The sequence below is a fragment of the Geodermatophilus sp. SYSU D01180 genome (genome assembly GCF_054050415.1).
In genome coordinates this window covers 1-24821 of sequence record NZ_JBJGZH010000045.1, presented here as the reverse complement: position 1 = coordinate 24821, position 24821 = coordinate 1, and the positions used below count along the sequence as shown (strand labels likewise).

Annotated in this window: 25 protein-coding genes and 1 tRNA gene; 15 read left to right on the top strand and 11 right to left on the bottom strand. The window is 76.7% G+C overall.

Annotated elements, in window-relative coordinates; genetic code table 11:
• Window positions 1-42: 42 nt before the first annotated feature.
• A complete protein-coding gene (locus tag ACI8AA_RS23260) occupies window positions 43-1359 on the bottom strand; it encodes an alpha-hydroxy-acid oxidizing protein (protein WP_457046741.1) in 1317 nt (438 codons plus the stop codon).
• Window positions 1360-1623: 264 nt separating this feature from the next.
• Here ACI8AA_RS23260 and ACI8AA_RS23255 point away from each other — a divergent pair, with 264 nt between their 5' ends.
• The 9 genes from ACI8AA_RS23255 to ACI8AA_RS23215 all read left to right on the top strand — a co-directional run bounded on the left by ACI8AA_RS23255 (window position 1624) and on the right by ACI8AA_RS23215 (window position 10890).
• The gene (locus tag ACI8AA_RS23255; protein WP_457046740.1) at window positions 1624-2541 is read left to right on the top strand and encodes a hypothetical protein; all 918 of its coding nucleotides are present in this window, start codon (window positions 1624-1626) and stop codon (window positions 2539-2541) included.
• A gap of 25 nt (window positions 2542-2566) precedes the next feature.
• Window positions 2567-3064 carry a MarR family winged helix-turn-helix transcriptional regulator gene (locus tag ACI8AA_RS23250; protein ID WP_457046739.1) on the top strand — a complete coding sequence of 166 codons (498 nt, stop codon included), beginning with the start codon at window positions 2567-2569 and terminating at the stop codon, window positions 3062-3064.
• A 101-nt stretch (window positions 3065-3165) separates the two neighbouring features.
• Window positions 3166-4656, top strand: a complete 1491-nt coding sequence (locus ACI8AA_RS23245) for an HAD-IIIA family hydrolase (protein ID WP_457046738.1) — start codon at window positions 3166-3168, stop codon at window positions 4654-4656.
• Complete coding sequence (locus ACI8AA_RS23240; protein ID WP_457046737.1) at window positions 4653-5663, top strand: glycosyltransferase family 9 protein; 1011 nt, start codon at window positions 4653-4655, stop codon at window positions 5661-5663. The genes ACI8AA_RS23245 and ACI8AA_RS23240 overlap by 4 nt, the downstream gene beginning before the upstream one ends.
• Window positions 5660-6640 carry a glycosyltransferase gene (locus ACI8AA_RS23235; protein ID WP_457046736.1) on the top strand — a complete coding sequence of 327 codons (981 nt, stop codon included), beginning with the start codon at window positions 5660-5662 and terminating at the stop codon, window positions 6638-6640. The genes ACI8AA_RS23240 and ACI8AA_RS23235 overlap by 4 nt, the downstream gene beginning before the upstream one ends.
• Entirely contained in the window at window positions 6637-7881 is a 1245-nt protein-coding gene (locus tag ACI8AA_RS23230) for a glycosyltransferase (RefSeq protein ID WP_457046735.1), read from the top strand. The genes ACI8AA_RS23235 and ACI8AA_RS23230 overlap by 4 nt, the downstream gene beginning before the upstream one ends.
• Window positions 7882-7901: 20 nt before the next feature.
• The gene (locus ACI8AA_RS23225) at window positions 7902-8567 is read left to right on the top strand and encodes a D-sedoheptulose-7-phosphate isomerase (RefSeq protein WP_457046734.1); all 666 of its coding nucleotides are present in this window, start codon (window positions 7902-7904) and stop codon (window positions 8565-8567) included.
• Complete coding sequence (rfaE2, locus tag ACI8AA_RS23220) at window positions 8564-9931, top strand: D-glycero-beta-D-manno-heptose 1-phosphate adenylyltransferase (protein ID WP_457046733.1); 1368 nt, start codon at window positions 8564-8566, stop codon at window positions 9929-9931. The genes ACI8AA_RS23225 and rfaE2 overlap by 4 nt, the downstream gene beginning before the upstream one ends.
• Window positions 9932-9939: 8 nt before the next feature.
• Window positions 9940-10890, top strand: a complete 951-nt coding sequence (locus ACI8AA_RS23215) for a glycosyltransferase family 9 protein (RefSeq protein WP_457046732.1) — start codon at window positions 9940-9942, stop codon at window positions 10888-10890.
• Here ACI8AA_RS23215 and ACI8AA_RS23210 read toward each other — a convergent pair.
• The 7 genes from ACI8AA_RS23210 to ACI8AA_RS23180 form a co-directional block, all read right to left on the bottom strand.
• A complete protein-coding gene (locus tag ACI8AA_RS23210; RefSeq protein ID WP_457046731.1) occupies window positions 10881-12494 on the bottom strand; it encodes a VWA domain-containing protein in 1614 nt (537 codons plus the stop codon). The genes ACI8AA_RS23215 and ACI8AA_RS23210 overlap by 10 nt on opposite strands.
• A gap of 148 nt (window positions 12495-12642) precedes the next feature.
• Window positions 12643-13620: a UDP-glucuronic acid decarboxylase family protein gene (locus tag ACI8AA_RS23205; RefSeq protein WP_457046730.1), complete on the bottom strand. Its 978-nt coding sequence runs from the start codon at window positions 13618-13620 to the stop codon at window positions 12643-12645.
• 180 nt (window positions 13621-13800) lie between these two features.
• Complete coding sequence (locus tag ACI8AA_RS23200; protein ID WP_457046729.1) at window positions 13801-15141, bottom strand: ABC transporter substrate-binding protein; 1341 nt, start codon at window positions 15139-15141, stop codon at window positions 13801-13803.
• A gap of 113 nt (window positions 15142-15254) precedes the next feature.
• Window positions 15255-16418 (bottom strand): branched-chain amino acid ABC transporter permease, encoded by a 1164-nt coding sequence (locus ACI8AA_RS23195; protein WP_457046728.1) that lies wholly within the window; start codon window positions 16416-16418, stop codon window positions 15255-15257.
• Between the two features lie 5 nt (window positions 16419-16423).
• Entirely contained in the window at window positions 16424-17305 is an 882-nt protein-coding gene (locus ACI8AA_RS23190) for a branched-chain amino acid ABC transporter permease (RefSeq protein ID WP_457046727.1), read from the bottom strand.
• Window positions 17306-17343: 38 nt separating this feature from the next.
• Window positions 17344-18156, bottom strand: a complete 813-nt coding sequence (locus ACI8AA_RS23185; protein ID WP_457046726.1) for an ABC transporter ATP-binding protein — start codon at window positions 18154-18156, stop codon at window positions 17344-17346.
• Window positions 18149-18949, bottom strand: a complete 801-nt coding sequence (locus tag ACI8AA_RS23180; RefSeq protein WP_457046725.1) for an ABC transporter ATP-binding protein — start codon at window positions 18947-18949, stop codon at window positions 18149-18151. Before ACI8AA_RS23180 ends, ACI8AA_RS23185 begins: the two co-directional genes overlap by 8 nt.
• A 258-nt stretch (window positions 18950-19207) precedes the next feature.
• Between ACI8AA_RS23180 and ACI8AA_RS23175 the strand changes: the two genes are divergently transcribed.
• On the top strand, window positions 19208-20443 hold the full coding sequence (locus tag ACI8AA_RS23175) for a PucR family transcriptional regulator (RefSeq protein ID WP_457046724.1): 1236 nt from the start codon (window positions 19208-19210) through the stop codon (window positions 20441-20443).
• Window positions 20444-20463: 20 nt separating this feature from the next.
• Here the strand turns inward: ACI8AA_RS23175 and ACI8AA_RS23170 are convergent, their stop codons facing one another.
• Genes ACI8AA_RS23170 through ACI8AA_RS23160 form a run of 3 tightly spaced genes read right to left on the bottom strand, consistent with a single transcriptional unit; the run spans window position 20464 to window position 22087 of the window.
• Window positions 20464-20697 (bottom strand): DUF2630 family protein, encoded by a 234-nt coding sequence (locus ACI8AA_RS23170; RefSeq protein WP_457046723.1) that lies wholly within the window; start codon window positions 20695-20697, stop codon window positions 20464-20466.
• A gap of 38 nt (window positions 20698-20735) precedes the next feature.
• Window positions 20736-21647, bottom strand: coding sequence for a prephenate dehydrogenase/arogenate dehydrogenase family protein (locus tag ACI8AA_RS23165; protein WP_457046722.1), 912 nt, complete (start codon window positions 21645-21647; stop codon window positions 20736-20738).
• Window positions 21644-22087 (bottom strand): PaaI family thioesterase, encoded by a 444-nt coding sequence (locus ACI8AA_RS23160; RefSeq protein ID WP_457046721.1) that lies wholly within the window; start codon window positions 22085-22087, stop codon window positions 21644-21646. The genes ACI8AA_RS23165 and ACI8AA_RS23160 overlap by 4 nt, the downstream gene beginning before the upstream one ends.
• Between ACI8AA_RS23160 and ACI8AA_RS23155 the strand changes: the two genes are divergently transcribed.
• The 5 genes from ACI8AA_RS23155 (at window position 22086) to ACI8AA_RS23135 (ending at window position 24523) form a co-directional block, all read left to right on the top strand.
• On the top strand, window positions 22086-22793 hold the full coding sequence (locus ACI8AA_RS23155; protein WP_457046720.1) for an O-methyltransferase: 708 nt from the start codon (window positions 22086-22088) through the stop codon (window positions 22791-22793). The genes ACI8AA_RS23160 and ACI8AA_RS23155 overlap by 2 nt on opposite strands.
• Entirely contained in the window at window positions 22790-23293 is a 504-nt protein-coding gene (locus ACI8AA_RS23150; protein ID WP_457046719.1) for a tRNA adenosine deaminase-associated protein, read from the top strand. Before ACI8AA_RS23155 ends, ACI8AA_RS23150 begins: the two co-directional genes overlap by 4 nt.
• Window positions 23290-23940, top strand: coding sequence for an HAD-IA family hydrolase (locus ACI8AA_RS23145; protein ID WP_457046718.1), 651 nt, complete (start codon window positions 23290-23292; stop codon window positions 23938-23940). Before ACI8AA_RS23150 ends, ACI8AA_RS23145 begins: the two co-directional genes overlap by 4 nt.
• Window positions 23937-24425 carry a nucleoside deaminase gene (locus tag ACI8AA_RS23140; RefSeq protein WP_457046717.1) on the top strand — a complete coding sequence of 163 codons (489 nt, stop codon included), beginning with the start codon at window positions 23937-23939 and terminating at the stop codon, window positions 24423-24425. Before ACI8AA_RS23145 ends, ACI8AA_RS23140 begins: the two co-directional genes overlap by 4 nt.
• Window positions 24426-24435: 10 nt before the next feature.
• Window positions 24436-24523 (top strand) — tRNA-Ser (locus ACI8AA_RS23135).
• The last annotated feature ends 298 nt before the right edge of the window (window positions 24524-24821 follow it).

The following is a 24821-nucleotide window of genomic DNA, read 5'->3' as shown; positions in this document are numbered from 1 at the left end:
GGCAGAAATGGCCATTTCTGCCGCAGGGGCCGCAGGGGCGGCTCAGCCGACCCGGCGGAGCACCTCCGGGCCCAGCTCGGCGACCGAGGTGTGACCGGTGAGGCCGAGGGTCAGGTCGAACTCGCCGAGGACGTCGGAGACGACCTGCCGCACGCCGGCCTCCCCGGCCAGGCCCAGGCCCCAGGCGTAGGGCCGGCCGAGCAGCACCGCCCGCGCGCCCAGGGCGACGGCGACGAACGCGTCCGCGCCGCTGCGGACGCCGCTGTCGAGCAGCACGGGCGCGCGGTCGCCGACCGCCGCGACGACGTCGGGCAGCGCGTCCAGCGCGGAGATCGAGCGGTCCACCTGCCGGCCGCCGTGCGTGCTCACCACGACGCCGTCGACGCCCTCGTCCAGCGCCCGTCGGGCGTCGTCGGGGTGCAGGATCCCCTTGAGCAGGATCGGCAGCCGGGTGCGGGCGCGCAGCCACGCGAGGTCCGCCCAGGTGATCGAGGGCCGCGAGTAGATGGCCTGGAAGGTCTCGACGGCCGCCCGCGGCAGCGGCGAGCGCAGGTTCTCCCGCAGCGGCCCGGGCCAGGCGCGGGCCATGCCCACCATCGCCAGCACCGCGGCCAGCGTCGGGCGCGGCTGGCGGTCCCGGCCGGCGGCCTGCCCGGCCCGGGCGGGCGCGGCGTCCCCGGCCTCGGCCACGCGCCGCTCCACCAGCTGCCGGAAGACCGGGTCGGAGGTGTACTGCGCGATGCCCTTGCCGAGCGCGAACGGCAGGTGGCCGAGGTCCAGGTCGCGCGGGCGCCAGCCGAGCATCGTGGTGTCGAGGGTGACCACCAGCGCCTCGCAGCCGGCCGCCTCGGCGCGCCCGACGAGGCTCTCCACCAGCTCGTCGGAGGTGGACCAGTACAGCTGGAACCAGCGCGGCGCGTCGCCCATGGCCTGCGCGCAGGTCTCCATCGGCACCGACGCCTGGTTGGAGAAGACGAACGGCACGCCCAGCGACGCGGCGGCCCGGGCGACGGCGAGGTCGGCCTCCCGGTGCACCAGCTCCAGCGCGCCGACCGGGCCGAGCAGCAGCGGGGCGGGCAGCCGCCGGCCGAACAGCTCGACCGAGGTGTCCCGGGCGCTCACGTCGCGCAGCACCCGCGGGACGACGGCCCACCGGTCGAACGCGGCGCGGTTGGCCCGCTGGGTGGCCTCCTCCCCGGCGCCGCCGGCCACGTAGGCGTAGGCGCGGGCGGTCAGCCGCTGCCGGGCCCGGCGCTGCAGCGGCCGCGCGGTGGTGGGCACCAGCGGCGTGCGCCCGTACACCCCGGCGCGGTAGACCTCGTTCTGACGGCGGCGACCGGTCCCGGCTGCTGAGTCCACCGGGTCACCGTAGTGACCCGGCTCACCGGTCCCGCCCGCCCCTCGCGGCACCCGCGGTCCCGACACGCCGGGTCGTTCACCGCGACGCGCCGTCGACCCGTCGTCAACGGACGCTCACGGACCGCATCATGGGGGAGCGCCGTCGCCGGAACCACCGGTGCCGCGGCGTGCACGACCGCTCGAGGGGGAAACGTGCCGGTCGGGTCCGTGCCGAGGTGCACGTCCCGCCCCGTCGTGCCGACGGGGCCCGCTCTCCTGTTCGCCGTGTCCGGCCTGCTGGCCGGCTGGGTGGCGCTGGCTGGCCCCGCGCTGGCCGCCGACGACCCGGCCCGGCCGGACGCCCGCGTCACCCACGGGCCGAGCTGCCGCCCCGGCGGGGTCGCGGTCGAGGTGACGGCGGGGACGGTCGCGTACGCGGTCACGCTGGCCACCACGCGCCACCCGGACGGCGAGGACGCCGCCGAGCTCGCGCCCGGCGAGACCGTGGTGCTGCGGACCGGCGACGTCGACTGGGGCGAGACGGTCGACAGCCGGCTGGAGTACGCCGCGCTGGACGGCTCGGGGACGGCGTACACCGACGAGCTCGACGGGTTCTCCTTCACCCGCCCGGCCGAGGAGGACTGCGCCGCGATCACCGCGCCGTCGCCCCAGGAGCTCCCCGCGGCCCCGATGCCGACCCCGGTCCCGGAGCCGGGCGTGCCCGCGGGCGAGGCCGTGCCGATGCCGGTGCCCGGCCTGCCCGTCCCGGAGCCCGCACCCGGCGCCCCCGCCGACGGCCCGTCGGCCTCCGCCTCGGTGTCGGCCTCGGCCGACCAGGTGGCGGCCGGCGGCGAGGTCGTGCTGAGCGCGGCGGGCTTCGGCGCGGGGGAGGAGGTCACCGTCAGCGGCCCCGACGGCACCGTCCTCGGGACCGCGGCGGCCGGCCCGGACGGCACGGCGGAGGTGGTCGTCCGCATCCCCGACGGCGGCGTCCCCGGGCCGACGACGCTCGAGGTGGTCGGCGCCGACAGCGCGCGCACCGCCGCGGTGGACCTGCGCGTCGCCGCGGCGCAGGGGCCGGTCGACCACGACCCGCTGCCGCTGCCGCTCGTGGCGGCCGGCCTGGCGCTGGTCACCACCGCCACCGGGCTGGTGCTGGCCGCGGGCCGGCGGCACCCCGCGGACCCGACCGGGAGCGCCTGAGGCGGACCTGGGCGACGATGGGGTGATGCGCCCCGACGACGTGCTGACGACCGGGATCCCGGCCGACCCCGCGGCACTCGCCGGGACCGCACCGGGCGCCGCGGAGACCTGGCTGCGGATCGTGCAGGTGCACGACCGGATCACCCACCGGGTCGACTCCGCGCTGCACCGCGAGCACGACCTGTCCCTCACCGGCTTCGAGGCGCTGCGGCGGATCGCCGAGGCGCCGGGGGAGCGCGCCACGATGGGCGAGGTCGCCGAGGCCCTCGGGCTGTCCCGCGCCGGGGTCACCAGCACCGTCGGCCGGCTGGTCGAGCAGGGCCTGGTCGTGCGCGAGCGGCGGCCGGGGGACCGGCGGCTGCTGCACGCGCGGCTCACCGAGGCCGGCCGCGAGCGCGTCCGCGCCGCCGCGGTCACCCACGACGAGCTCGTCGCGCACCTGCTCACCCTCCTGGGTGACGACGCCGCCGTCGTCACCGACGCGCTCGCCCGGGTCTCCGCGGCCACCCGCATACGCCGCTGAACAGCGGTTTCCCCCTCGACGTCCGGTAAGGCGGATCCAGGTCGTCGGGAACTTCAAGCCCGTAGTGTTTGCGGGCCGTCACACCCGGGCAGGGCGCGATCATGTCCGTGAGCTGCACCGTCGTCGTGCCGACCATCGGCCGGCCGTCGCTCGACGTGCTGCTCGACGCCCTGGCCGCCATGCCGGGCCCCCGCCCGGCCGGGCTGGTCGTCGTCGACGACCGCCCCGCCGGGTCCCCGCTGGCGGTCGACCGGCCCGGCCTCCCGCCGGTCCGCGTCGTCCGCACCGGCGGCGGCGGGCCGGCCCGCGCGCGCAACCTCGGCTGGCGCACCGCCCGCACCGAGTGGATCGCCTTCCTCGATGACGACGTCGTCCCCGACCCCGACTGGTACGAGCGGCTGGCGGAGGACCTCGCCGACCTCCCCGCCGACGTCGCCGGCAGCCAGGGGCGGGTGCGGGTGCCGCTGCCGGAGGACCGCCGGCCCACCGACTGGGAGCGCGGCACCGCGGGCCTGGCCACCAGCTCCTGGATCACCGCCGACCTCGCCTACCGCCGTGCCGCGCTGGCCGCCGTCGGCGGGTTCGACGAGCGCTTCCCCCGCGCCTTCCGCGAGGACTCCGACCTGGCGCTGCGGGTCATGGACACCGGCGGCCGACTGGTGCGCGGGCAGCGCCGGATCACCCACCCGGTCCGGCCCACCGACCGGTGGGTGAGCGCGCGCGTGCAGGCCGGCAACGCCGACGACGTGCTCATGCGCCGGCTGCACGGCCCGACCTGGCGGGCGCGCGCCGACGCCGCGGTCGGCCGCCGGCCGCAGCACCTCGCCGTCACCGCCGCCGGGCTCGCCGCGCTCGGCCTGGCCGCCGCCCGCCGTCCCCGCGCCGCCGCGGCCGCGGCGCTGGCCTGGGCCGCCGGCACCGCCGAGTTCGCCTGGGCCCGCATCGCGCCCGGCCCCCGCGACCGGGCCGAGGTGACCACCATGGCTCTGACCAGCGCGGCCATCCCGCCGCTGGCCACCTGGCACTTCCTGCGCGGCGCGGTGCGGCACCGCCGCGTGACGCCGTGGCGCGGGCTGCCCGACCTGGTGCTGTTCGACCGCGACGGCACGCTGGTGCACGACTTCCCCTACAACGGCGACCCCGACTGGGTCCGCCCGGTCGACGGCGCCCGCGAGGCGCTGGACGCCCTGCGCGCCCGCGGGGTCCGGGTCGGGGTGGTGAGCAACCAGTCCGGCGTGGCCCGCGGGATCATCACCCGCGACCAGGTGGACGCCTGCATGGCGCGGCTGGCCGAGCTGCTCGGGCCGTTCGACACGCTGCAGCTCTGCCCGCACGGCCCCGAGGACGGCTGCGGCTGCCGCAAGCCGGCACCGGGGATGGTCAAGGCGGCGTGCGCCGAGGCGGACGTCGACCCGGCGCGGACCGTCGTGATCGGGGACATCGGCGCCGACGTCGAGGCCGCCGCGGCCGCCGGCGCGAGCGGGGTCCTGGTGCCCACGCCGGTGACCCGCAGGCAGGAGGTCACCGCGGCGCCGCGCGTGGCCGCCACGCTGACCGCCGCGGTCGACGACGTCCTGGCCGGCCGGTGGTGAGGCCCCGCCGGGGCACCGTCCTCGTCGCCCGGCTCGACAACGCCGGCGACGTCCTCCTGCAGGGGCCGCTGGTCCGCGCCGTGGCCGCGTCCGCCGAGCGCGTCGTGTTCCTCGCCGGCCCGGCCGGCGCCGAGGCGGCCGCGCTGCTGCCCGGCGTCGACGAGGTCCGGACCTGGGCCTGCCCGTGGATCCTCGGCGACCCGCCGCCGGTCGACCCCGCCGACCTGGCCGCGCTCACCGAGCGGGTCCGCGCGCTGGCCCCCCACGAGGCGGTCGTCAGCACCTCGTTCCACCAGTCCCCGCTGCCGCTGGCGCTGCTGCTGCGCACCGCCGGCGTGCCACGGATCTCGGCCATCAGCGTCGACTACCCCGGCTCCCTGCTCGACGTCCGGCACCGGGTCGACGACGACCTCCCCGAGCCCGAGCGCGCCCTCTCCCTGGCCCGCGCGGCCGGCTTCGACCTGCCCGACGGCGACGACGGCCGGCTCGCGGTGCGCCGCCCGCTGCCGCCGACGCCGCACGAGCCGGGCTACGTCGTCCTGCACCCGGGCGCCTCCGTCCCCGCCCGCGCCTGGCCCGCCGAGCGCTGCGCCGAGGCGGTCGAGGCGCTCGCCGACGCCGGGCACCGGGTGCTGGTCACCGGCGGGCCGGGGGAGCGGGCGCTCACCGCCGCGGTCGCCGGCAGCCGCGGGACCGACCTCGGCGGGGCCACGAGCCTGCCGGAGATGGCCGCGCTCCTCGACGGCGCCGCGGCCGTCGTCGTCGGCAACACCGGCCCCGCGCACCTGGCCGCCGCCGTCGGCACCCCGGTCGTCTCGCTGTTCAGCCCGGTCGTCCCGGCGGTCCGGTGGGCGCCCCACGGCGTCCCGACCGTGCTGCTCGGCGACCAGGACGCGCCCTGCCGCGACACCCGGGCCCGCGTGTGCCCGGTGCCCGGCCACCCCTGCCTCGCGTCGGTGCGCGCCGCCGACGTCGTCGCCGCCGTCGAGAAGGTGATCGCCGCATGAGGGTCCTGGTCTGGCACGTGCACGGCTCCTGGACGACGGCGTTCGTCCAGGGCCCGCACGAGTACCTGGTCCCCGTCACCCCCGACCGGGGTCCCGACGGGCTCGGCCGCGCGCGCACGTGGGACTGGCCGGCGTCGGCCCGCGAGGTGACGCCGGAGCAGCTGCGCGACGAGCACGTCGACGTCGTGGTGCTGCAGCGGGTGCGGGACCTGGAGCTGGTCCGCGAGTGGCTGGGCCGCGAGCCCGGGCGGGACCTGCCGGCGGTGTTCCTCGAGCACAACGCCCCGGGCCTGGAGGAGGGCGCCGCGCCGGTGCCCCACACCCGGCACCCGCTGGCCGACCGCGACGACGTCCCGATCGCGCACGTCACCCACTTCAACCGGCTCTTCTACGACAACGGCCGCGCCCCGACGGCGGTCATCGAGCACGGCATCGTCGACCCCGGCGAGCGCTGGACCGGGGAGCTGGCCCGCGCCGCCGTCGTCGCCAACGAGCCGGTGCGCCGCGGCCGCACGGTCGGCGCCGACCTGCTGCCCGGGCTCACCGCCGCCGCGCCGGTCGACGTCTTCGGGATGGGACTGGCCGGGCTGCACGAGCGGTACGGGCTCGACCCGGACCGCGTCGCCCTGCACGACGACCCGCCGCAGGCCGCGATGCACACCGAGCTGGCCCGCCGCCGGGTCTACGTGCACCCCGTCCGCTGGACCTCCCTCGGGCTCTCCCTGCTCGAGGCGATGCACCTGGGCATGCCGGTGGTCGCGCTGGCGGCCACGGAGGTGGTGGAGGCGGTGCCGCAGGGCGCCGGCGTGCTGTCCACCCGGCCCGAGGTGCTGTGGGACGCGGTCCGCACCTACCTGCACGACGAGGACGCCGCCCGGCTGGCCGGCAAGGCGGCGCGCGCCGCCGCGCTGGAGCGGTACGGGCTTCCCCGGTTCCTCTCCGACTGGGACACCCTGTTCGAGGAGGTCACCCGATGAGGACGCACCGGGGCACCGGCGCACCGCTGCGCATCGACCTGGTCAGCGAGCACGCCTCGCCGCTGGCCGCCATCGGCGGCGTGGACGCCGGCGGCCAGAACGTGCACGTCGCCGCGCTGGCCGCGGGGCTGGCCGCGCGCGGCCACGAGGTCACCGTGCACACCCGCCGCGACGACCCGCACCTGCCCGACGAGGTGCCCACCGCCGACGGCTACGCGGTCAGCCACCTCACCGCGGGCCCGGCGGAGGCGCTGCCCAAGGACGACCTGCTCGGGCACATGCCGGCGCTGGCCGCCGCGCTGCGCGCCCGCTGGGCGGTGCGGCCGCCCGACGTCGTGCACGCCCACTTCTGGATGAGCGGGCTGGCCGCCGTCGAGGCCGCCGGCAGCCTGCTCACGCCGGTGCCGGTGCTGCAGACCTTCCACGCCCTCGGCTCGGTCAAGCGCCGCCACCAGGGCGACGCCGACACCTCCCCCGCGGGCCGGATCGAGCTCGAGCGGGACCTGTGCGCGGCGGTCGACCACGTGGTGGCCACCTGCAGCGACGAGGTGTTCGAGCTGCGCCGGCTGGGCCTGTCGCGCGACCGCGTGTCGATCGTCCCGTGCGGCGTCGACACCACCGTGTTCACCCCGCGCGGCCCGGTGGCGCCGCGCTCGGGCCGGCCGCGCCTGCTCGTGCTGGGCCGGCTGGTGGAGCGCAAGGGCCAGGAGGACGCCGTCCGCGCGCTGGCCGCCGTCCCGGACGCCGAGCTGGCCGTCGTCGGCGGCCCGCCGGCCGGCGCGGTCGACGCCGACCCCGAGGTGCGCCGGCTGCGCGCCGTCGCCGCGGAGGTGGGCGTGGCCGACCGCGTCTGCTTCGCCGGGTCGGTCGCCCGCGCCGACGTGCCCGCCTGGGTGCGCTCGGCCGACGTCGTCCTGGCCGTCCCCTGGTACGAGCCGTTCGGCATCACCCCGCTGGAGGCGATGGCCTGCGGCCGCCCGGTGGTCGCGACCGCCGTCGGCGGGCTGCAGGACTCCGTCGCCGACGGCGTCACCGGCGACCTCGTGCCGCCCCGCGACCCGGCCCGGCTCGGCGAGGTCCTCGCCGCGCTCCTGGCCGACGACGCCCGGCGCGCCGCCTACGGCGCGGCCGGGGTCCGGCGCGCCCGCGCCCGCTACCGGTGGGCCCGCGTGGCCGCCGACACCGAGGCCGTCTACCGGCAGGTCCTGTCCACCCGGCGTCCCGTCGAGGCCGTCCGATGAGCGCCCCTGGAGGCCGCCCCGTGAGTGTCGCTCCCCACTCGGCCGGCGAGGTCGTCTCGCCCGACTCCTGCACGCACCTCACCGGCCGCGACCACGTCGCGTCGCTGCACGCGGCGATGCGCAGCCTCGACGCCTCGGTCGACACCCTCGACCGCTGGGGCCGGCTGCTGGCCGACGTGCTGTGCGGGGAGTCCCGCGGGCGGCTGCTGGCGGCCGGCAACGGGGGGAGCGCCGCGCAGGCGCAGCACCTCACCGCCGAGCTGGTGGGCCGCTACCGCGCCGACCGGCCGCCGTTCTCGGCGATCTGCCTGACCGCGGAGACCTCCTCGCTCACCGCGATCGCCAACGACTACCCGGCCGACGAGCTGTTCGCCCGCCAGGTCGAGGCGCACGGGCGGGCCGGCGACGTCCTGGTGCTGCTGTCCACCTCCGGCCGCAGCCCGAACGCCGTCGCCGCCGCCCGCCGGGCCCGCGAGTGCGGCATCACCGTCCTGTCGATCACCGGCCCCGCGCCGAACCCGCTGGCCGCGGCCTCGGACGAGGCGGTCTGCATCGACTCCCCGTGGACGGCGACCGTGCAGGAGTGCCACCTGGTCGCGCTGCACCTGCTGTGCGCCGCCTTCGACGCCGCGGTGCTGGCCGAGCCCGCCCGCGTGCCGCAGACCCGCCTCGGGATCGCGCGGTGAAGCCGCTGGTGGTCGTCGGCGACGCGCTGCTCGACGTCGACCTGGTCGGCACCGCGTCCCGGCTGACCCCTGACGCGCCGGTGCCGGTGGTCGAGGACCTGGAGACCCGCGAGCGCCCCGGCGGCGCGGCGCTGGCCGCGGTGATCGCCGCGCAGGCCACGAACCGCGAGGTCGTGCTGGTCGCCCCGCTCGCCGACGACGACGGCGCGGCCCGGCTGCGCGCGCTGCTGGCCGGGCGGGTGCGGCTGGTCGCCGTCCCGGCCACCGGCGGCACCGCGGTCAAGCGGCGGGTGCGCGTGGGCGACCACTCCGTCGTGCGGCTGGACAGCGGCGCGCCCACCGTCACCCTCGGCGAGCTGCCCGAGGAGGCGCGCGCGGCCGTCCGCGACGCCGCCGCGGTGCTGGTCGCCGACTACGGACGCGGCACCACCGCCGACCCCGCCGTCCGGGCGCTGCTGGCCGGGGCCGGCGGGCCCGTCGTCTGGGACCCGCACCCGCGGGGCGCCGCCCCGGTGCCGTCGGTCCGGCTGGTCACGCCCAACGGCTCCGAGGCCGCCCGCGTGGCCGCGGACGTGCCCGCCGACGGCGACGGCCTGGCCGCCGTCGGGGCGCGGGCCGAGGCGCTGATCCGGCACTGGGGCGTGGGCGCGGTCGTGGTGACCCTCGGCGCCCGCGGCGCGCTGCTGTCCTACGGCGAGGGCGCGCCGATGGTCGTGCCCGCCGTGCCGGTGACCGGCGGCGACCCGTGCGGCGCCGGCGACTCCTTCGCCGCCGCCGCGGCGCTGGCCCTCGCCGACGGCGCGGTGACCGGCGAGGCGGTGGCCGCGGCCGTCGCGTTCGCCGGCCGGTTCGTCGCCGCGGGCGGGGCCTCGGCGTGGGACGCCGCCGCGGCGCCGGAGCCCGACGTGGCCGACGAGGACGACGTGTCCGCCCTGCTCGCCCGGGTGCGCGCCAGCGGCGGCACCGTGGTGGCCACCGGCGGCTGCTTCGACCTGCTGCACGCCGGGCACGTGGCCACGCTGCGCGCCGCCCGCGGGCTCGGGGACTGCCTGGTCGTGTGCATCAACTCCGACGACTCGGTGCGCCGGCTCAAGGGCCCCTCGCGGCCGCTGGTGACCGCCGCCGACCGCGCGCGGGTGCTCGAGGCGCTGGCGTTCGTCGACGCCGTCGTGGTGTTCGACGAGGACACCCCCGCCGAGGTGCTCGACCGGCTGCGGCCCGACGTGTGGGCCAAGGGCGGCGACTACGCCGGCGCCGACCTGCCCGAGGCCGCGGTGCTGCGGCGGTGGGGCGGGCAGGCCGTCGTCCTGCCCTACCTGGACGGCCACTCGACCACCGCCCTGGTCGAGCGCTCCCGCGTCTAGCGGCAGAGATGGCCATCTCTGCCGCCCCCGACGGGCGGCCGGTCGCGGTCGTCCTGCGGCCGCTGGGGCTCGGTGACCTGCTCACCGGCGTCCCGGCGATCCGGGCGGTGCGGGCGGCCGTGCCGGACCACCGGCTGGTCCTGGCGACGACGACCGCGCTCGCGCCCCTGGCCGGGCTCGTGGACGCCGTCGACGAGGTGCTGCCCGCCCGCGAGCTGGAGCCGCTGGACTGGTCCGGGCCGCCGCCGGAGCTCGCCGTCGACCTGCACGGCAAGGGGCCGGCCTCGCACGTCGTCGTGGCCGATCTGATGCCGCAGCGGCTGCTGACCTTCGCCAGCCCCGGCTACCCCGGCCCCACCTGGTACCCCGACGAGCACGAGGTGCGCCGTTGGTGCCGGCTGGTGTCCGAGGGCCTCGGCGTCGAGGCCGATCCCGACGCGCTCGACCTCGCTGTCCCGGACGCGCCCCCCGCGGTGGCCGGCGCCGCGCTCGTGCACCCCGGCGCGGCGTTCCCCGGACGGCGCTGGCCGGCGGAGCGCTTCGCCGCCGTCGCGCGGTGGCTGGCCGACGCCGGCCACGACGTCCGCGTCACCGGCGGCCCGGCCGAGCGCGAGCTGGCCTGCGCCGTGGCACGCGGGGCGGGGGTGTCCGACGACGCGGTGCTCGCCGGGCGCACCTCCACCCTGGAGCTCGCCGCCACGGTCGCCGCGGCGCGCGTGGTGGTGAGCGGCGACACCGGCGTCGCGCACCTGGCCACCGCCTACCGCAGGCCGTCGGTGGTGCTGTTCGGCCCGGTGTCGCCCGCGCTGTGGGGGCCGCCTCCGCGACCGCAGCACGTCGTGCTCTGGCACGGCGACGGCACCGGCGACCCGTGGGCCACCGAGCTGGACCCGGCCCTCGCGCGGATCGGCGTCGCCGAGGTCACCGCCGCGCTGGAGCGGCTCGGCCCCTACCTCTGACGCAGCGCGTCGAAGAGCACGCCCTGCAGGTCGTTGGGGTCGACGGCGGAGTACGCGGCGCCGCCGGTGGCCTGCGCGATCTGCTCCAGCGCCGCGACGTCGGCGTCCGGGCCGAGGGCGACGCCGATGACCTTCACCGGCCGCTGCGGGTCGGCCTCGTCCTGGAGCGTCTGTACCAGCTGGTCCAGCGCGATGCCCGACGAGTCCTCGTTGGTGCCGTCGGTGACCAGGACGACGCTGCTCACCGCGTTGGGGTCGTACTGCTCCCGCGCGGCGCGGACGGCGGCCAGCGCGGTGTCGAACAGGCCGGTGCCGCCGGGGGTCAGCCGCCCGGGGAGGGTGTCGAGCTGCTCGTCGAGCGCGTCGCGCTGCGTGCCGCCGTCGACCTCCTCGTCGAGGGTGCGGATGGGCGCGAGCTCCACCCAGTCCTGCTCGCCCTGCAGCTGGTAGGCGAACACCCACAGCCCGATCGACGAGGTTCCGGGGATGAGGGTCAGCGCGCTCTTGGCGGCGTCGCGGGCGAGCGTGGCGCGGGTGCCGTCGCCGGCGGGCGCCTCCATCGACTGGGACACGTCGATGACGGTGAGCAGCCGCGACGGCGCGGCGAGCCGGGCGAGCTCGGCCAGCAGGCCCTGCACCTGCTCGGCGTCGACCGGCAGCACCTCGGGCGCCTGCTCCTGCACGCCGGCGCCGGGGTCGGCCGGCGCGGTCCCGTCCGCGTCGCGGAAGCCGGCGGCGAGGACGGCGGTGCGCGCGGCCTCCGACGTCAGCGCCCGGACGACGGCGTCCACGGCGGCGCGGTCGTCGTCGCCGGGGGAGCCGACCCGCAGCACCGGGTAGTCCAGCTCCGGCGAGCCCTCGGCCGGGTAGACCGCGACCAGCTGCGGGTCCTCGGCGCCGCGGTTGACGCTGATGACCTCCTGCTCGCTCACCGGCACCAGCGGCGACTCGGGGTCGCCGGACTGCGCCGCGGCCAGGGCGTCTGCGGGGCTGACGGCCGGCCCGCGGCGGGCGGCCAGGACCGCCTGGACGACGGCGTTGTCCGCGGCGTCCCCGCCGCCGAGGGACGAGCGGACGGCGGCCAGCGCGGCGACGCCCTCGGCGCTGGCGGCGAGGTCCGGGACGGCGACCGGGCGGGCGCCGGACAGCGCCTGGCTCCACTGCGGCGCCTGCGCGCTCCAGCCGAGCTCGTCGGCGGCGGCCCGGCTGGTGCCGAGCACGACCGGCGAGGTGGCCATGGAGCCGGACGGGTCCAGCGGCGCGTCGCCGGCCCGCACGGCCCACAGCGAGCTGTCGGGCACCCAGACCTGCGGCAGCGCGGAGCCCTCGAGGGCGGAGAGGTCGCCGACGGTCTGCAGCGGCTCCTGGGCGGTGACCTCGGCCGCCGCGCACGCGCCGCCGCCGAGGTCCTGGGGCTCGGCGAGGAGGTCCTGGGCGACGTCGCCGAGCTCGGGGGCGACGGTCACCCGGACGGTGCGGGTGGTCCCGCACCCGTCGCTGCCGCCCGAGGCGGCCAGCCACCACACCACGCCGCCGGCGACGAGGGCCACCACGACCAGGGCCACGACCAGCGCGACGGGTGCAGGGCGCTGCACACGGCGCATGGAACTGGTGTCGGCGTGGCGGCCCATCGTGTCTCTCCGTCAGTGTCCGGTTTCTCGGCGTGCCCCTAGCCGCCTGCCCCAATGTAAACGTGAACCAGGACACGGAGGAGGGGCCCCGCGGAGAAGTGGCCCAGGACACCCGGCGGGGTCAGCCGGCGCGCAGTGCAGCGGCCTGCCGCTGCTCGGCGAACCAGGCCACCGTGCGACGCAGGCCCTCCTCGGAGGGGACCGTGGGCCGCCAGCCGAGCAGCTCCTCGGCCCGGCGGGTGTCGGGCCGGCGGACCTTCGGATCGTCGACGGGCAGGTCGATGTACTCGATCCCCGACGAGGACCCGGTGAGCTCGACGATCCACTGCGCCAGCCGCAGCATCGACAGCTCGTCGGGGTTGCCGACGTTCACCGGGCCGGGCTGGTCCGAGCAGGCGAGGGCGAGGATGCCGCGGACGGTGTCGTCGACGTAGCAGATCGAGCGGGTCTGCGAGCCGTCGCCGGCCACGGTCAGCGGCCGCCCGGCCAGCGCCTGGCCGACGAAGGCGGGGATGGCCCGGCCGTCGTCGGGGCGCATGCGGGGCCCGTAGGTGTTGAAGATCCGCACGATGGCCGTGTCGGTGCCCTTGGAGGTGCGGTAGGCGGTGGTCATCGCCTCACTGAACCGCTTGGCCTCGTCGTAGACGCCGCGCGGGCCCACCGGGTTGACGTTGCCCCAGTACTCCTCGGGCTGGGGGTGCACCAGCGGGTCGCCGTAGACCTCCGAGGTGGAGGCCAGCACGTAGCGGGCGCCCTTCTCGTGGGCCAGGCCCAGGGTGTGCAGGGTGCCCAGGCTGCCGACCTTGAGCGTCTCGATCGGCATCCTCAGGTAGTCCAGGGGGCTGGCCGGCGAGGCGAAGTGCAGCACCAGGTCGACCGGGCCGGGCACGTGCACGAAGTCGGTGACGTCGCAGCGCACCAGGCGGAAGCCGGGGTGCTCCATCAGGTGGACGACGTTCTCGGGCGAGCCGGTGAGGAAGTTGTCGAGGCACACGACCTCGACGCCGCGGTCGAGCAGGTGCTCGCACAGGTGGGAGCCGAGGAACCCGGCACCGCCGGTCACCACCGCCCGCCGGATCGTCCGCGCCGCGTGCACCATGCCGTGCTCCTCGTCTCGCCGTCGCACCCCGGACAGGGGGCTGCGCGGAGCCCTACCCGGAGATCAACTGCCGACACTTCGGGAGCTGAGTGTTCTCCCGAGGTCACCCGGGACGGCGAACGGGCCGCCGATCCCCGCGAGGGGATCGACGGCCCGCTGCCGTGCGCCGGGGAGACCCGATCAGTTGATCGGCTCCTCCTCCGGGATGCCGTTCTCCGGCGGGGTGGCGGCCTCGCCGTCGTACTCCTCGATCTCGGCGTCGCCATTGTCGGTGACGAGCACGGGGGTCAGGTCCTCCGAGCCCTCGCCGACGATCCGGCTGACCGACATGCCGCTGTAGCCGGCGTGGCGGTCCTCCGAGAAGCGGAAGGGCGCGAAGCCCGGGCCCTGCCACTCGGAGCCGGCCTGCTCGACGGCGGCGACGAGGTCGTCACGCGTCGGGTTCTGGCCGGCGGCCTGCAGCGCCTGCACCATCGTGTAGGCCTGCGACATGCCGTAGACCCGGTAGTTGGTGAGCTCACCCTCCTGGCCGGACTCGTCCCAGACCCGCTGGAACAGCTGGATCCAGGGGTTGTCCGGCTGGTCGACCGTGGGGATGTACTCGGTGGTCAGGACGCCGTCGAGCAGGCTGGCGTCGCTCACCTGGCCCTCGGAGAAGCGGGCCAGCAGCGAGCCGACGAGCTGCGGGTCCGAGCCGATGTTCGAGTAGAACCACTGCGGCCGGTAGCCCAGCTGCAGCGCGGTCAGCTGCGACAGCGCGGTGTAGCTGGGCACGTTGAAGCCCAGGACGAGGTCCGCGCCGGCGGCCTGCAGGGCCGAGATCTGCGGACGGACGTCGGTGTTGCCGGGGACGTAGGTCTCCTCGGCGACGATCTGGTCCTCGAGGTACCGCCGGGCACCGGCGGCGCCGTCCTCACCGAGGTCGTCGGCCTGCAGGAACAGGCCGACCTTGGCGTCGGGGTAGTTCTCGGCCACGTACTGGCCGATGATCTTGGCCTCGATCTCGTAGTCGGGCTGCCAGCCGAAGGTGTACGGCTTCTCCTCGACGTCGTCCCACAGCCGCGAGCCCGACGACACGAACAGGTCGGGCACGCCCTCGCTGTTGAGGAAGTCGGTGACCGCGTTGTGGGTCGGCGTGCCGAGGCCCGACATGAGCGCGAAGACCTCGTCCTCGAGGACGAGCTGGTTCACGACCTGGCTGGTGTTGGTCGGGTTGTAGGCGTCGTCCCGGTAGACGAACTCGATCTGCCGGCCGTTGACCCCGCCGTTGGCGTTGACGTAGTCGAAGTACGCCTGGACGCCGGTCGGGATCTCGCTGTAGCCGGGCGCCGCGACACCGGTCAGCGGGTAGTGCGCACCCAGCTTGATCGTGTCCTCGGTGATGCCGACGTCCGAGGCCTCGTTCTCCTCGCTGCCGCCACCGCCGCCGCCACCGGAGTCCCCGCCGCCGCAGGCGGCCAGGGTGGTGGCGACGGTCGCCGCGGCCACGAAGCTGACGAGGCGTCGTGAGGATCGTGTCAAGGGTTCTCCTCTGGAGGGACCCGGGCGCCGTCGCCCGGGGGTCTGATGGGGGGTGGGGAAGTCGAGAGGCGGCCGCTGGCCGGGGTGGGGGACAGCCGTCGGGTCCCGGCTCCTCACCCCCTGGCGCGGGCGCCGGTACGCCGCGCGCGCTGCTTCATCCAGGCCAGCCGGACGGAGCCGACCAGCCCCGCGGGGGCGAAGAGCATGACCAGGATGAGGATCACGCCGTAGACGACGTAGGAGATCTCGGCGGCCTGGGCGGCGTCCATGTCGAAGGACTCCCCGAGGTCGCGCAGGTAGCGCGGCAGGAAGACCAGCAGCGCCGAGCCGATCAGCGCACCGAAGAGGCTGCCCAGACCGCCGATGACGATCGCGGTCAGCAGGGACAGCGACAGGACGATGGTGAACGCCGTCGGCGCGGTGAGCCGGACGACGAGGGCGAGCACCGCGCCGGCCAGACCCGCGGCCGCGGCGCTGACGACGAACGCCGTCACCCGCCAGGCGCCCAGGTTGATGCCGGCCAGCTCGGCGGCGACCTCCTGGTCGCGCACCGCGCGCCACGTCCGCCCGACCCGGCTGCGCATGAGGTTCGCCAGCAGGAAGTAGGTGATCAGCAGGCAGGCGACCGCGATGTAGGCGATCCACTTCACGCCCGACGCCGAGTTGCCCGACAGGGTGCGGATCGTCTCGACGAACCAGTCCGGCCGGTCCGGGGTGGAGACCGTCAGGCCCTGCTCGCCGCCGAGGGTGTCGGAGAAGTACAGCGCCAGGCCGGGCAGGCCGACGGCGAGGGCGAGCGTCGCGCCGGCCAGGTAGGGGCCGTGCAGGCGGGCCGCGGCCACACCGACGATCGCGCCGACGATCGAGGTGAGCGCCACCGCGATGAGGAAGACCACGGCCAGCGGCAGCGGCTCCTCGACGTCGAGCAGCAGCGCGGTGGTGTAGCCGCCCACGGCCATGAGCGCGCCGTGGCCGAGGGAGATCTGCCCGTTGAGGCCGGTCAGCACCGTCAGCCCGCCTGCCGCGATGGCGTAGTACGCGACGTAGCCGATCTGGGCGTTGAAGCCCAGGTCGGTGGACTCGAGCAGCAGCACCGCGAGGACGGCGCCGATGACGAGCACGACCAGGTGCCGCAGCAGGGTGTTCCGCGGAAGGAACGTGCGGCCGCCGGTGGCCTGGGCCGAGCTCGCGTCGGCCGCGGCCGTCGCCAGCGACGGCGCGTCGGACGAGGCGGCGCCGGCCTGCGGCGGGGATGCGGGGGTCTGCAGGTCGCTCATGCCGCTCACGCCCTCCGGGTCTGGGTGGTCGAGAAGAGGCCGCCGGGCCGGACGAGCAGGACGACCACGAGGACGACGAGGGCGGCCAGGCCGACCAGCTCGTCAGCGACGTAGCCGCGCACGTAGCTCAGCAGCAGGCCGAGCAGCAGCCCGCCGACGACGGCGCCGATCGGCGAGTCCAGCCCGCCGAGCACCGCGGCGACGAAGCCGAACACGATCAGCGAGTCCATGAACGTCGGGGTGACGAAGGCGGTCTCGGCGGCGATGAGCATGCCGGCCAGCGAGCCGACGACGGCGGCCAGCGCCCAGCCGAGGGTGAGCATCCGGCCGACCCGGACGCCGAGCAGCCGGGCGACCTCCTGCCCGAAGGCCGAGGCGCGCATGGCCAGGCCGACACGGGTGAACCGGAACAGGGCGGTCAGGCCGGCCATGACCGCCAGCACGGCGAGGAGGGTGAACACGGTGTTGGGGCTCAGCGCCAGGTTCGAGTCCCCGACCGTGAAGCCGATGTTCGAGAACGGCGGGACGAAGGCCCGCTGGTTGACGCCGAAGAGGACCGAGATCAGCGCCTGGATCGCGATGAAGAGACCCAGGGTGACGATGACCGCGTTGAGCTCCGGCCCGCCCTCGACCGGGCGGATGACGACACGCTCGACGACCGCGCCGATGAGCAGGCCGGCCAGCAGGGCGACGACGAGACCGACCCAGTAGGACTGGCCGTTCTCGATGAGGGCGAGGGCGATGAAGGTGGTGAGCGCGGCCATCGCGCCCTGCGCGAAGTTGACGATCCGGGTGGACCGCCAGATGAGCACGAGGGCCAGGGCGAACGCCGCGTAGACCGCTCCGTTGATCACCCCGCCGAGGGTGAGGTTGACGAACTCTCGCACGTGGGGGCTGCCTTCCTGGTGCTGCGGGGGAGCGGGGTCTAGAAGCCGAGGTAGGCGTGCCGGAGGTCCTCGTCGCCGGCGAGCCGGGCGGCGTCGTCGGTGACCACGACCCGGCCCAGGTTCAGCACGACGCCGGTGTCGGCCACCGACAGCGCGCTGCGCGCGTTCTGCTCGACCAGCAGCACCGAGAGGCCCTCGGTGTCGACCAGGTGGCGCACCAGGCCGAAGATCTGCGCGACGATCCGCGGGGCCAGGCCCAGGGACGGCTCGTCGAGCAGCAGGACCTTCGGCCGGGCCAGCAGCGCGCGGCCGATGACGAGCATCTGCCGCTCGCCGCCGGACAGCGTGTGCGCCGTCTGGTTGCGCCGCTCCCGGATCCGCGGGAAGAGGTCGTAGACGCGGTCGAACTCGTCCTGCGCGACCTTGCCGCGGAACAGCGAGCCGACCCGCAGGTTCTCGTCGACGGTCAGCTCGGCGATGACGCCGCGGCCCTCGGGCACGTGCGACATCCCCTTGGTGACCATGGCCTCGACCGGGGCGCGGGTGACGTCCTCGCCGTTGAGGGTCACCCGGCCGGCGGTGGGCCGGACCAGGCCGCTGATCGTGCGCAGCAGCGTGGTCTTGCCCGCGCCGTTGGCCCCGAGCACCGCGGTGATCCGGCCCTGCTCGGCGCGCAGGGTCACGCCGTCGAGCGCCTTGACCGGGCCGTAGGAGGCCGACAGGCCCTCGACCTCGAGGACGGCGGTGGCGGTCGCCGCGCCGCCGGCGGGGGCCGCCGCACCCTTGGTCAGGCCGGTCCCGGCGGTGCTCCCGGCGGTGCCCGCCGCCGTGCTGCCGTGCGCCTCAGCCACGGGTCGTCCCCCCGTCGGTCGCGGCCAGCTCGCTGGCGTCGGTCGTGTCGTCGACGGCGTCGCCGAGGTATGCCTCGGTGACCGCCGGGTCGTTCTGCACCTGCTCCGGGGTGCCGGCGGCGATCAGCTGGCCGGAGTCCAGGACGGTGATCTGGTCGCACACCCGCATGACCAGGTCCATGTGGTGCTCGACCAGCAGGACGCTCATCCGGCCGCTCAGGTGCTGGATGAGCTCGCCCAGCTCGTGCATCTCGTCCTCGCTGAGGCCGGAGGCCGGCTCGTCGAGCAGGAGCAGCTCGGGCTCGGAGACCAGCGCGCGGGCCAGCGCGACCCGCTTCTGCACCGGGTACGGGAGGCTGCCGGGGTAGCGGCCGGCGTAGCCCTCGGCGTCCAGCTCGGTGAGGGCGGCCGTGGCCCGCTCGCGCAGGCGGGCGTCGTCCTTGTCGGCGGTCGGGATCGCGAACAGCGCGGAGAAGAAGCCGGCGCGGGCGTGCTTGTGCGCGCCGACCATCACGTTCTCGAGCACCGTCAGGCCGGGGAACAGGCCCACGCCCTGCAGGGTGCGCGCGATCCCGAGCTTCGCGAGCTGGTTCGGCCGCAGCCGCCGCAGCTCCTGGCCGCGCCACACGATCCGGCCCTCGGTGGCGCGGACCAGCCCGCAGGCCACGTTGAACATCGTCGTCTTGCCGGCCCCGTTGGGCCCGATGAGCCCGTGCACCTGGCCCGGCTCGACGGTCAGCGACACGTCGGTGAGGGCCTTCACGCCGCCGAAGGCGACGCTGATCCCGGTCATCTCGAGCCGGGCGGTGGGCGATCGGTCCTGGTGCCGGGTGCTGCTGCCTGTGGTTTCCGGCGGCTGCGCCAAGGTGCCCACGTCTCCTCTGCGTCGGGGAGGTCGCCGCGCTGCCGACCGCCGCCCGTGGGGCGACGATTGGGTCACGGCTACGTCCGTTTGACTCTGCTGGCCGGTGAGGACCGTCACAATGGGCGCACCGCACAGTGATGGGTGCTGCGTGTTGTGCTCTGTGCGATGAACACAGGAGGTGAGCGCGTGCGGACTGCCCCCTGGGGTGTGGAGGAGCGCCTCGCCGAACTGGTCCCGGCGCTGCTGGACCGGCTCGACGAGCTGACCGACCGCATGGTGGAGGTGCTGGTCGAGACCGAGCCCGCCTACCGCGAGGCCCTGGTCGGGGGTGACCAGCAGATGCGCGCGACGCTGCGGCGCAACCTCGAGGTCGGCGTGCGCGGCCTGCGGCCCGACGTCCCCGCGGCCTACCACCAGAGCCACGCGGAGGGGGCCCGCGCCGTCGGCCGCCTGCGGGCCGCGCAGGGCATCCCGCTCGAGGCCGTGCTGCGCGCCTACCGGCTCGGCGGCCAGATCACCTGGGAGGCGCTGGTCGCGCTGTCCCGCCAGGGCGACCGGCACGACGACGGGCTGCTGCTCGAGGTCGCCGGCTCGCTGTGGCGCACCAACGACCGCGGCTGCAGCGCCGCCGCGGAGGGCTACCGGGACGAGGAGCGGCGCCGCTCCGGGCTCGACGCCGCCGAGCGCCAGCGGCTGCTCGACGGGCTGCTCGACGGCCGCGGCGGGGACCCGGCCTACGCCCGCACCGCCGCCGACCTGCTGTCGGTGCCGCTGGCCGGCCGGCTGGTGGTCGTCGTCGCGCCGGCCGGCGAGGAGGGGGACGCGTTCCCCGACCCGACGTCGGCACTGCTCAAGCGCGGCATCCGCTCGGCGTGGGCCACCCGGTCCCAGGCCGCCGTCGGCGTGGTGGCGATGGGGACCCGGCGGCTGCCGGAGCTGCTGGCCTGGCTCGGCGCCGTGGCCACCGGGCCGGTCGGGGTGTCCTCCGTCGTCGAGGGCGCGGCGGCCGTGGCCGGTGCCTACCGGCTGGCCGAGACCGCCGCGCGGACCCTGCCCGAGGACGTCGCCCGGGTGGTCACCATCGACGACCGGCTGCCCGAGGCGCTGCTGAGCAACTCCCCGGAGATCGCCTCGCGGCTGGTCGGCCAGACCCTCGGCCGGCTGCTCGAGCTGCCCGGGGACGAGCGCGAGGTGCTGCTGGAGACGCTGTCGGCCTTCCTCGACGCCGACGGCTCACCGACACGCGCGGCCGACCTCCTGTACTGCCACCGCAACACGGTCATGCACCGGCTGCGGCGGATCGAGGCGGTGACCGGCCGCAAGCTCACCGACCCGCGGGCCCGGCTGCTGTGGCAGCTGGCCCTGCTGGGCACCGGCCACCACGACGCCGGGCACCGCCGGCCGGTCCGCGACTCCGCCTGAGGAGCGGGGCCGCCTCCCCGCTACTGCAGGTATCCCTCGACCTCGGACCTCGGGCGCACCTCCGCGGTGTCCGGGTCCTCGTCGTACTGCCGCTTGGCGTCCCGCTGGCGGACCAGGTCCCAGAGCTGGTCCCGCTCCTCCTCGATCTGACGGAGCCGGGTGCGCTGCTCGGCGGTGTGGTCCCCGCCCTCGCGGAGCCGGTGCTCCTCCTCGACCAGTGCGTCGATGCGGCTGCGGATCTCGCTGTCGTCCATGCCCGCCACTCTGCCCGAGGTCCCGCCGGCGTAACCGGTCAGCGCTCGGGGACCCAGCCCTCGACGAACGCGGCCAGCCGCCGGGTCACCGCGCCGCCGGCCCGGCCCAGCGCCAGCAGCGCCACCCGGTCGAGCGGGACCCGCACCGGCCGGCGCCCGGGGACCGCGCCGCGCACCGCGTGCCCGGCGGCGACCAGCTCCGGCCACGGGCGCTCCAGATGGGCGCGTACCCGTGCCAGCGCGGCCGCCGTCGGCCCGGCGTTGCCCTCCACCATCGCGGTGACGAACGCCGGGTCGCTGCGGATCACCCGGGTGCCGTCGCGGAAGCTGCCGGCCGCCAGCGCGAGCGCCAGCGGGCCGGCCTCACCCGCGGCGGCGGCGAGCGCGGCGGCGAGCAGGTGCGGCACGTGGCTGACCGCGGCGACGGCGTCGTCGTGCTCGGCGGCGGTCACCGGCACCACCTCGGCGCCGGCGTCCAGCGCGACCTCGGCGGCGCGCAGCCAGCGCGGCAGCTCGGTCCCCGGCTCCAGGCACAGCGCCCAGCGCGCGCCGCGGAACAGGCCGGGGTCGGTCGCCCCGTGGCCGGACCGCTCGGTCCCGGCCATCGGGTGCCCGCCGACGAACCGGCCGCCGAGGGAGGCCCCCACCGAGGCGAGCACCGGGACCTTCACCGAGCCCAGGTCGGTGACGGTCGCGGCCGGGTCGACGTCGAGAGCGTCGAGCGCCGTGGCCATCGCCGGCAGGGGGACGGCGAGGACGACGACGCCGCCGAGCTCGCGGGTGACCCGCACGCCCCGGGCGGCTGCCGCCTCGCGCGCGGCCGGGTCGACGTCCCACCCGGACACCTCGCGCCCGGCGGCGACCAGCGCGGCCGCCAGGGACCCGCCCAGCTGTCCCAGGCCCACCACCCCGACCGGCGGCGCCGGCATCGCCGGGACCGGGAGCCTCATGCCGGCGACCCCCAGGGCCGGTCGGTGCGGAAGACGCGGGCGAGCGCGGTGGCCACCAGCCGGCCGTCCTCCCCGCGGGCGTCGATCCGGTACACGGCGGTGCGGCCGCCGCGGTGCAGCTCGCTGCCCTCGGCCACCAGCCGCTCCCCGGGCCGGCCCGCGACCAGGAACTCGGTGTGCACGTCCTGCGCGACGGCGACCGTGCCGTGGCTGTTGCTCACCGCCGCGTGGACGACGTCGAGCAGCGCCATCGTCGCGCCGCCGTGCGCGGTGCCGACGGCGTTGAGCAGCCGCGGGCCGACGGTCATGGCCGCCCGGGCGTACCCCGGCCGCACCTCCTCGAGCTCGATGCCGAGCAGCTCCGCGAGCGGGTCGGCGGCCAGCTGCGCGAACAACGCGGCGTCGACCTCGGCTCCGTCGGAGGGTGCGGGATCGGCCATGATCAGAGGCTATGCCGCACTCCCCGCGCCCCTGGCCTCCGGCATGACCCCGCGGTCGTTCCTCCTCTCGCAGGAGGTGTCGGACTACGTGCGCGCCAGCTCCGAGCCGCTGGACGAGGTGGCCGCCGCGCTGGTCGCCGAGACCGCCGCGCTGGCCGACCGGGGCGAGGTCCCGGCCACCTTCCAGATCGCCGTCGAGCAGGGCGTGCTCATGCGGCTGCTCACCGCGGCGCTCGGCGTCCGCCGGGCGGTCGAGATCGGCACCTTCACCGGGTTCTCCGCCCTGTGCATCGCCCGCGGCCTGGCCGAGGGCGGCTCGCTGCTGTGTCTGGACCGCAGCGAGGAGTGGACGGCGATCGCCCGCCGCTACTGGGAGCGGGCCGGCGTCGCCGACCGGGTGGAGCTGCGGCTGGGGGAGGCGCTGGACCTGCTGCGCGCGGTGCCCGCCGAGCCGGTGTTCGACCTGGCCTTCGTCGACGCCGACAAGGGCGGCTACCCCGCCTACGTCGAGGAGCTGCACCCCCGGATGCGGCCCGGCGGCGTCGTGCTGCTGGACAACACCCTGCGCAGCGGCCGCGTGCTGGCGCCCGAGAGCGACGAGGACCGCGTGCTCGCGGGCCTCAACGCCGCGCTGGCCACCGACCCCCGCTTCGAGACCGTGCTGCTGCCGCTGGCCGACGGCCTGACCGTGCTGCGGGTCCGGTGAGCGCCCCGGAGCCGGCCGCCCCGCCGAGCTGGGCGGTGCGGGTCGCCCGCCGCGGCGGCCGCTGGCGGGTGGAGCTGCTGGCCGCCGACGCCTCCGACGAGCTGCCGGTCCTCGAGCGGGCGCTCGGCGACCCCGGCACGGAGGAGTGGCCGGGGCCGTTCGTGGTCGTCGTCGACTCGCGGCTGTACTTCGTCGTGCTCCGGCACGGTCCGGGGGGCATGGTCCGGGCGCTGATCTCGGACGCGACCATGCAGGAGTGGGTGCTCGGCGCCGAGGTGGTCGAGCGCTACGGGATCGCCGTCGACGAGGACGGCGCCTTCGACGACGACGAGACCGGATGGCCGGGAGGGGACCTGGACGTGTTCGCCGACGACGGACTGCCCGCCGACGAGCTGCGGCCGATCGTGACCGCCGACGACCTGTGGGCCGACGAGATGGTCGCGCGGATCGCGACCCGGCTGGGCTTCGCCGACGAGCTGGCCGCGGCGGTGGGCCGGTGAGCGTCTCGGCGGTGGTGTTCGACCTCGGCGGGGTCATCACCGAGAGCCCGATGCTCGCCTTCGCCGCCTACGAGGCCGAGGCCGGCCTGCCCGAGGGGCTGATCCGGCGGCTCAACAGCACCGACCCCGACACCAACGCCTGGGCCCGGTACGAGCGCAACGAGCTCGACGTCGAGGGGTTCGTCGACACCTTCGAGGCCGAGGCGCTGGCCGCCGGCCACCGGGTGGACGCCCGGCGGGTGCTGGCCGCGCTGTCCGGGGAGGTCCGCCCGGAGATGGTGGCGGCGGTGCGGACGCTGCGGGCCGCGGGCCTGCCGCTGGGGATGCTGTCGAACAACGTCGCGCCGATGGAGCGCACCGGGCGGCTGGCCGAGCTGCTCGACCTGTTCGACGCCGTCGTCGAGTCCTCGGTCGAGGGGGTGCGCAAGCCCGAGCCGGAGATCTACCGGCGGGCGCTGGCGCGGCTCAACGAGGCCACCGGCCGCGACCTCGCGTTCTCCGACTGCGCCTACCTCGACGACCTGGGCATCAACCTCAAGCCGGCCCGGGCGCTCGGCATGCACACGATCAAGGTCGCCGACCCCGCCGACGCGCTGGCCGAGCTGTCCGCGCTGGTCGGCCTCCCTCTGGCCGGCGCCCGGCCGTGACGGCCGCCGGCGGCGTCCTGCCCGACGACGTCGTCGACGCGGCGATGGTCCGCGCGCTGCAGCTCGCCGTCGCCGCGCAGGAGTGGGGGGACACGCCGATCGGCGCCGTCGTCCTGGGGCCGGACGGCGCGGTGCTCGCCGAGGCGGCCAACGAGCGCGAGAAGCGCGGCGACCCGACGGCGCACGCCGAGGTGCTCGCGCTGCGCGCCGCGGCCACGGTGCACGGCGACGGCTGGCGGCTGACCGGCGCGACGCTCGTGGTCACCCTCGAGCCGTGCACGATGTGCGCCGGCGCCAGCGTGCTGGCCCGGGTGGCGCGGGTCGTCTACGGCGCCGACGACCCCAAGGCGGGTGCCGCCGGGTCGCTGTGGGACGTGGTCCGGGACCGCCGGCTCAACCACCGGCCGCAGGTCACCGGCGGGGTCCGGGCCGAGGAGAGCGCGACACTCCTACGCGCGTTCTTCCGCCGGAAGCGGGCCCTGTAGTCTCTTCGGCGGTGGCGTGTCCGAGCGGCCGAAGGAGCACGCCTCGAAAGCGTGTGAGGTGCAAGCCTCCGTGGGTTCAAATCCCACCGCCACCGCCAGCAGGAACCGACGGCGGCGCCCCGCGACGGGGCGCCGCCGTCGTCGTCTCCCGGGTCAGGCCACGACGTCGAGGTCGACCAGCAGCTCCCCGTCGTCGCCGCGGACGAACGTCACCGCATGCGTCTCCACCACGCGCTCGCCGCCCCGCACGAACTCCACCCGGCTGGTCGCGGTGAGCCCCTCGTCCCGGGGGGGGGGGGGGGGGGGGGGGGGGGGGGGGGGGGGGGGGGGGGGGGGGGGGGGGGGGGGGGGGGGGGGGTGTGCGGGGGGCGGGGCGGGCGCGGGGGGCCGGGCGGG